Raw genomic sequence first — 7,028 nt, 5'->3', positions numbered from 1 at the left:
CCCTGTGCGGGAAGTCCGGTAAGAGACGTACGGCTTGTTCCGACCGCCGAGCTCACCGACACCGGAGGTGCCGAACCGATGTCCATAGCCGCTCCCACCGTTCTGGTCACCGGCGCCTCGTCGGGTATCGGCCAGGCGACCGCGCGCCGCTTCACCGAAGAAGGCTTCCGGGTCTTCGGCACCAGTCGCCACCGTCGTCCGGACGAACGCGGGGTGGAGATGCTGGAGCTGGATGTGCGTTCCGACGCATCGGTCGAGCGTTGCATACGCCAGGTGCTCGAGCGCACTGAGCACATTGACGTGCTGGTCAACAACGCCGGTGTCATGCATGAGGGCTTCGCGGAGGAAACGCCCCTCGCGGACGCGGAAGCGATCTTCGCTGTCAACATCTTCGGTACCGCACGCGTCACCAACGCAGTGCTACCCGGCATGCGAGGCCGCCATGACGGGCGGATCATCAATATCGGGTCGCTCGCAGCCTGGGTGGGAGAGCCTGGACAGGGCTATTACGCCGCATCGAAGGCGGCCGTCGCCCGGTATACGGAGGCACTGCGTCACGAGGTGTGGCATTGCGGTATCAGAGTCACTCTGGTGGAGCCGACCGTGTTCGCCACGAACGTACTGGCGGCCTCATCGACCGCGGAGGCGACGATCGGCGACTATGACGGGCCGCGCGAGAAGGCACGACGCACCCTCCACGAGAGCCTGGCCGAGGGCGGCGACCCCGGGGAGGCGGCCGACCTCATCGTGGAGATCGCACGCGCCCATGCGCCGCACCCACGCTACGGCGTCGGTCCCGAGGCGTTCTGGCTTCCGCATGTCAAGTCGCTGTTGCCGGGACGCGTATTCGACCAGCTCCTACGCCACGGATTCGACCTGCCAGGTCGCCCGTGACGGCTCCGAGACCGCCGGCCCCGGCCCCCGCTCCTGAACCCGCGGGGATCGGGGCCGGCGTCGCGGACAGGTGTCAGCCAAAGGCCATCAGTACCGAGCCCTTGTCGGTCGGGTACGGATTGAAGAAGTAGCCGGACTGGACGTAGAGCATTCCGTGGGAGACGACTGCACCGCCGCCCCCGGAGATGGCACCGCCGCGTCCGACCTGGCCGTTCACGGTGTCGACGTCGCGGATCGTGTCATAGGTCCAGAGCACCTGGCCGGTGCTCGCGGAGTAGGCGCGCATCTTGCCGTCGATACCGCCCTCCCAGACAAGGCCGGGTGTTGTCGTCACCGCCGGTGTATGACCGAGCGCACAGACATCGGGATACCGCGCCGCGCCGCCGGTCGTACATCCGTCCGCCGGGTTCGGCGTCTTCCAGAGGACGCGGCCGGTGGCCGGGTCGAGGGCGTAAAGAGTTCCTGGATCCGCGGCGTAGGTGGCCACGTAGAGCCGGTGCCCGTCATAGCTCGTGCCCCACTGGACACCACTCAGACCACCGTTCGGCATGGGGGTGGACAGGGCTCGTTCCCAGATGATCTCGCCGCTCCGGGCGTCAAGGAGGTGGTAGACGCCGGACTTCTGGCCGATGCCGACGACACGCCGGTGCCCCACGGTGAAGATGTTCGGTGCCGCGCCGAGGTCATAGTCCAGTGCGGTCCCTTCGTCGAGGTTGAGGCAGAACTCCTGCTCCTCGGGCACACTGCTGGAGCACTCGATGCGCCAGGTGTCGACGGCCGTCATCTTCCGCGTCCAGCGCACCGTGCCGGTCGCGGTGTCGAGGGCCAGCAGGGAATCGAAGTGTCCGCCGCTTCCCGAGTAGTTCTGCCCAGTGCCGACAAAAAGGGTGCGGGTGGCAGGGTCCACGACGGGGGTGCTCCACACGCCCGCGCCCGACGGGGCGTATCGCGTCACGCCGTTGGGCCAGGTGCCGTCCTTGCGCGGGGGCGGCACCGTGTAGAAACGCCATGCCGGACGTCCCGTGTCGGCGTCAAAGGCGTCGACGTGGCCGCGGAAAGTGCAGCAGGCGTGCGCGGTGCCGAGGAGGTTCTCCCAGCTGGACACACCGACGTAGACACGGCCGCCGAACACTATCGGCGAACCGGTGACGGTCGCCGACTCCGAACTGTCGATTCGGCGGACCCAGACCAGGCGTCCAGTGCGCTGGTTCAGCGCGTACAGGTAGCCGCGTTTATCGCCGAAGTAGACCTTGCCGCGCGCCACCGCTGGTGAGTCCTGTACCGGCGTGGCTCCGGTCCCGACCGTGGCCGTGTCGAACTCCCACTCGGCCGCCCCGGTGCGCGCGTCGCGTGCGTAGAGCTTGCCGTCGGGCCCGCCGAAGTAGACCGTGCCGTTCACCACCGACGGCTGACTGCGCGGAGTCCCGGCTTCTTTCGGATAGGCGAAGGCCCACTTGAGCTTGAGCCCGCTGACGTTGTCCGGGGTGATCCCGTGTTCGTACGGGTTGTAACGCGAGCCTCGCAGATCCCTCTGCCATGTCGGCCAGTCACCTGGCAGTGCAGTCGCCGCCGGAGCTGCCAGGGCGGCCGCAGGCCGTGCTTTCGCTCCGGCGCCGGCTAACCCGACGGCCAGCGCAGACACGCCCAGCACGGCGATCGCCCGTCGCACAATGCCTCTTCGAACTAGCAAATCACCGACTCCTTCCGACTGGGTTTCGCCCGACTTCATCGACAGGGAGCTTGGACGCACATGGAGAACAGGTGGCACATATGCCAGGTGCGCGCGGCAACGTCGATTCAATCGTCCAACGCCGTTGTCGCTGAAGCACTCGCATCTTCGTGAAGGACCATCCTTGACCTTCCAGACCGAGCTCGGATAATGATCAGGCTGCGTACCGGGCACCACGGGCCCGTTCCCAACGCCCGGATATTTCCTACTTGACCAGTATAGATTTCGTTGATGGGCCGGATGGCATGGCGGCATGGAGTTGTGCTGATCAGCGGCGCTCGTCGGGACTGAGCGAGGCGACTTCCCTTCTGTTGCCCAAGAAGGCTTCCGGGCATTCGGTACGAATCTTCCCGAATCCCTCGCGTTCCCGCAGCGACCGGTGTCGAACCGATCGGATTGGACGTGGAGTCTGAGAGCTGCGCCGATGAGGTCCTTTCGAGCGACCGTCTCGACATCCCGATCAACAACCAGAAATCCCCACTGGAGTCTTCATTTGCGGGGCAGCCCCGCTTGATTCACGGCCTGTTCGCCTGTTGACTCGGTCTACACCGTCCACCAACCATGAATTCAAGTTCGCCACCGAGTATGGTTTCCGGTCGGCGGGCCCGGATGAATTCAGCATCGCCCACCTCGACGGAAGAGACCGAATGCTCCCCTATCTAGGGTCCCAGCCTCCGTGGTTCGTTTTTCTCGGCCATCCCCGGGACCGCAGTGATCTGCACTCCATCGGTGGCAGCTCGCTCATCTTCGACCACAGCGAGGATGAGGACGAGTTCGAAGAGAAACTATGCTCGCTCCCGCCGACCGTGGTGGGCGGCATCACCTTCGGCTTCGCTCCGATCCGGGGCGAGATGATCTGCGTGATGCGGATGCCGAACCAGATCCTGCGAGCCCGGGAGGCGATCCGGGAGGGCGTTCGGATCGCAGCGGGCCGGGGCGCGAAGGTCGTGGGTTTGGGGGCCCTTACCGCGCCGGCCACACGGGGAGGCCGATTGCTGCTCGACACGTTGCCGCCCGGCGTGACGCTGACCAATGGAAACGCCTACACCGCAGCCGTGGCGCGGCACGACGTGCTGGAAGCCGCCGAGCATCTGGGCCTCGGCACCGACGCGACCGTGGCCGTGGTCGGATGCACCGGTTCGGTGGGCACGGCGGCGTCCAGGCTGCTGGCCGAGGACGGCTTCGAACTGATCCTCGTCGGCAGGAGCGAGCGGCGCGTCCAGCGAGAACTCCCGGATCTCTGCGACGACCACACCGTCGCCAGCGGGCAGAGTGAGCTCAAGGCGGCGCAGGTCGTCCTCCTCTTGACGAGCGACTCGACAGCGCATCTCGTCCCGGACGTCGTGCAGCCCGGCGCGATCGTCATCGACCTCACTCACCCCCGGAACATCGACCCTTCCGACTTTCCGGCCTTCCTGGAACGCGACGTCCAGGTCGTGCAGGGCGGGCAGGTCGTGATTCCCGACTACCACAATACGATGGAACTTCAACTCGCCGAAGGGCGGAACACCATCGCGTGCCTGGCGGAGACTTACCTTTTCGCCAAGGAGGGCATCACGGAGCACTCGGTGGGGAACCCGCCGATAGAACTCGCTCGCGAGTTGAGCGAGATCGCCGAGTTTCACGATGTGCATCCCGCTCGGCTGAATCTCACGCCGCGATAGAAGCCGGTCCCACGGGCCGCCACCCGCTCGCTCAGGCCGCGAACTCGCTGGTCAAGGAGATTCCTTGTCCCGCCGGCGGGACAAGGCCTGCCTCGGAAGCACCGACCGGCCCAGGCCTGCGCGCTCCTTGACAGCGGCAATCTCGGCAACGACTCTCGCAACGAGAGCCAAACGCCCAGCACGGCGGCAATGGGTCCCTACAAAGGTCGACCGATCAAGTCAAGGGTTCATCGGTGGAACAGGCCGAGCCCGCGGGAGAGATGACGCATGGCGAGCATGGAATGGCTGTGGCGACGCGTGTGCACGCCGAATTGCACCAGCGTCTGCAAAAGGTACTGCCCCGGTTGCCGCGCCCGGGCCGGCGAGTGGGCGGCGTCCGGACCGGAGGCCGAGCAGAGCGCCCCCAGAGAGAAGAGGACGATGCGGATAAGAGAACTCGCCCGGTGCGCGGTCGACTGCCTTTCTGCTGACGTGAAGGCGCTCTTCGGCAGGCGTTCGAAGCGCGACACCGCGCCGCCGCAGGTCGGCACCGATCCACAGCCGATCAAGATCAGTGAAACCACGCCGAGTCGGCACGCATGCGGATGCCAGGCGTCGAGCGATGACGAGACGGACCATGCCGCGGCCCGGTCGCACCGGTAGAGGGCGATCGCCCGCTGGTGTCTCCGGCGTCGACCGCGGCGAACAGGACGAGCACTCTGATTGGAGGTCTCTCGAATCCACGGGTACCGGGTGGTTCCCGTGCGACAGCAGGACGAAAGTGACCCAACGAAAGTGAGGGGTTGCGTCAAGTATGACGATGGACGCCGAACGCGACGAACTTGCGATCTCCCCGGATGAGATCGCCGAACGCCGTCGTACGAGAAGCGAACCGACCGAGAAGACCGTCTTCCGGGTGGCCGGCCTGTACGGCTTCTCCCCGGAGAGTCTTCCGTTCCCGATCAGCCGTACCGAGACCATCGACTCCGGTCCGATCAGCATTTCCATGGACCCCGAGTCCGATTCCATGACGAACCTGGGCGTCATCGACTACGAGAACTGCTACCTGCGGGTGCGGTACTCGGGCCACATGATCTTCCCCGGCATCCACGAGCTCGTCACGAGCGGCAAGCACGACCTGAGCCTCCTCGGCCCGGTTCGCGCGACGGCGACGGACGAGTGCATCGTCGAGCCCGACCTCTCGGGCTGGCGCGCGCTGGGAACCCTCGACTTCCTGCCCGGCTCGATCTGGGCCGGCGCCGCCGGTGGTTGAGACGGCCGCATCACCTCCAGTCTGGAGGAAAGCCTGCTGGGTCTTCGCGAAGGACGCAGCATCAGCGTCGCCTACGAGACGACATTCCTGATCAACTGGCCGCGCCATCTCGGCGGCGGATCCATCAACCTCACCTTGGAAGGTGCGATGGTCCTCATCCCGGTACTCGGGAGCCAGTGATCGATCCCGGGGAATGGCCGCCGGCCGCGTTGGTCGCTGTACGACCCGATCAACGCCGGTCGGCGGTCATCTCCTGGTCACGAGGGTGGAGCGAGCGGGACCCGCGGTCCCGGCGCCGGCGAGATCCGGAGGGTTCTGGATTCATGAGACTGTCCGAAGGCGTTTCCGGGAGCCGGATCCTCGCGTTGGGCGAATACAGCCCGGCTCGCGTCGTCCCCAACGAGGAGATCTGCGCGCGGCTCGACTCCAGCGACGAGTGGATCCGCACACGAAGCGGCATTGTGACCCGCAGGATCGCGGGCCCGGACGAGACGGTGGTCGACATGGCGCAACGCGCCGGCCACAACGCGATGTGCGCGGCCGGGCTCGCTTCCGAGGACATCGACCTCGTCATCGTCGCGACGAGCTCGCTCCCCTACCAGACACCGGGCGCCGCCGCGGAGGTCGCGCACCGGATCGGCATCACGGCACCCGGCGCGATGGACATCACGGCCGGATGCGCCGGCTTCTGCTACGCCCTCGCCGTAGCCTCGGACGCGGTCCGCATCGGAAACTCGGCCTGCGCCCTCGTGATCGGTTCTGAACGACCGAGCGACATGGTGGACCCCGATGACCGCTCCATGGCCTTCCTCTTCGGCGATGGGGCCGGAGCGGCGATCGTCGGACGCTCCGAAGAGCCGGGAATCGGCCCGGTCGTCTGGGGCTCCGACGGATCGAAGGTCGAGGCGATCGCGCAGCGGCCGACCTTCGCACAGCTGAGAGCCGAAGTGATGGCCGGTGGCAGGGCCGTCCTGCCGATGGTTCGCATGGACGGAGTCGCCGTCTTCCGCTGGGCGACCGCCGAGGTCGCGAGAGTCGCCGCCCGCGCGCTCGACGCCGCCGGCGTGGCCCCGCACGAGTTGGGCGCCTTCGTCCCGCACCAGGCGAACCTGCGCATCATCGAATCGGTCGCCAGGGCGCTGAAACTGCCGAAGTCCGTGGCGATCGCGCGGGACATCGTGGACCGCGGCAACACCTCGACCGCGTCCATCCCGCTCGCCCTGCACGGGATGCTGGAGCGCGGCGAGGTCAAGAGCGGCGAACCCGCCTTGTTCGTCGGGTTCGGTGCGGGGCTCACCTATGCCGGCCAAGTGGCGTTGATCCCCTAGATCCCGTCCGGAGGCTCGGCGGAGTCGTGAAGACGTCGCGCCATGCACGAGCCCGTCCCGTTGGATCACGAGGTCGGGTGTTGCGCAACACGCCGGGCGCGCAGCACTCTCACGAGAGCGCCGCTCGGCTGCATCCATCGGTCCCGCCCTCAGGGCCTCAG

General features: G+C 66.8%; 6 protein-coding genes. 4 read left to right on the top strand and 2 right to left on the bottom strand.

The features are described 5' to 3' along the window. On the top strand, positions 1 to 894 hold an 894-nt coding region (locus K4S16_RS35000), incomplete at its 5' end, for an SDR family NAD(P)-dependent oxidoreductase (RefSeq protein WP_235037257.1). Positions 895 to 967: 73 nt separating this feature from the next. Here K4S16_RS35000 and K4S16_RS34995 read toward each other — a convergent pair. Continuing rightward, positions 968 to 2,563, bottom strand: a complete 1,596-nt coding sequence (locus K4S16_RS34995) for a PQQ-binding-like beta-propeller repeat protein (RefSeq protein WP_200842289.1) — start codon at positions 2,561 to 2,563, stop codon at positions 968 to 970. Between the two features lie 707 nt (positions 2,564 to 3,270). On the opposite strand from K4S16_RS34995, the gene K4S16_RS34990 reads away from it, so the two are divergent. Beyond that, positions 3,271 to 4,287 (top strand): hypothetical protein, encoded by a 1,017-nt coding sequence (locus tag K4S16_RS34990; RefSeq protein ID WP_149263345.1) that lies wholly within the window; start codon positions 3,271 to 3,273, stop codon positions 4,285 to 4,287. A 227-nt stretch (positions 4,288 to 4,514) separates the two neighbouring features. Here K4S16_RS34990 and K4S16_RS34985 read toward each other — a convergent pair whose 3' ends face one another. Beyond that, positions 4,515 to 4,850, bottom strand: a complete 336-nt coding sequence (locus tag K4S16_RS34985) for a hypothetical protein (RefSeq protein ID WP_149263344.1) — start codon at positions 4,848 to 4,850, stop codon at positions 4,515 to 4,517. A gap of 236 nt (positions 4,851 to 5,086) precedes the next feature. Between K4S16_RS34985 and K4S16_RS34980 the strand changes: the two genes are divergently transcribed. Continuing rightward, entirely contained in the window at positions 5,087 to 5,539 is a 453-nt protein-coding gene (locus tag K4S16_RS34980; protein ID WP_149263343.1) for a hypothetical protein, read from the top strand. A 323-nt stretch (positions 5,540 to 5,862) separates the two neighbouring features. Then, positions 5,863 to 6,867 carry a beta-ketoacyl-ACP synthase III gene (locus K4S16_RS34975; protein ID WP_149263342.1) on the top strand — a complete coding sequence of 335 codons (1,005 nt, stop codon included), beginning with the start codon at positions 5,863 to 5,865 and terminating at the stop codon, positions 6,865 to 6,867. Positions 6,868 to 7,028 lie beyond the last annotated feature (161 nt).

The organism is Actinomadura sp. K4S16 (genome assembly GCF_008327685.1).
Classification (GTDB): domain Bacteria; phylum Actinomycetota; class Actinomycetes; order Streptosporangiales; family Streptosporangiaceae; genus Spirillospora.
Note: the sequence above shows the minus strand (reverse complement) of the source record. Positions and strands in the feature narration are given on the sequence as shown.